Annotated in this window: 1 protein-coding gene; it reads left to right on the forward strand. The window is 68.9% G+C overall.

Annotated elements, in window-relative coordinates; genetic code table 11:
- Nucleotides 1-233: PA0049 C-terminal domain-containing protein (locus GYB81_RS23900; protein ID WP_249256642.1), on the forward strand; the 233-nt coding region annotated here is incomplete at its 5' end.
- Nucleotides 234-488: the final 255 nt, after the last annotated feature.

Below are 488 nucleotides of genomic sequence, written 5' to 3' on the forward strand. Positions count from 1 at the left end.
GCAACACGGTGCTGCGCGACGCGTTCCGCCTGGAGATTCCCGCCGGGCACATCCATGTCCCGGTGATGAACAACTACTACACCGGCGTACCGGCGAGCGGCGGCGGCGCGCGCAACGACAACGCCATCAGCGACGCCCGCTACGAGGCCTACCGCAGCGCCATCGTGGCGCAGACCCGGGCGCTGCTGGTGGGCGTCGGCAACGCCCTGGCGCAGGGGGCGCAAGCGGACTAGTCCTCGCCAGGCGCAAGGCCCTAGCGTCCTATCGCTTCGCCGCGGAGCCAAACTGCCCCCGACGCAGGCCAAAGGGACGGTAGCCCGTCGCTTCAGACTCGACTGAATCGAAAAAGGCGGTACGCGGGGAAACCTAGGACTCACGAGCCGGAGCTTTCCCAGGCCCGCGCCGGAACGGGAGGGCAGAGGCGAAGAGTGCGAACGCCGATGATGGAGACAACCGACCTCGCCGGCATCACCGGGGCGGTGGCAAGG

The organism is Pseudomonas yangonensis (assembly GCF_009932725.1).
In the GTDB taxonomy this organism is placed as follows: Bacteria; Pseudomonadota; Gammaproteobacteria; order Pseudomonadales; family Pseudomonadaceae; genus Aquipseudomonas; species Aquipseudomonas yangonensis.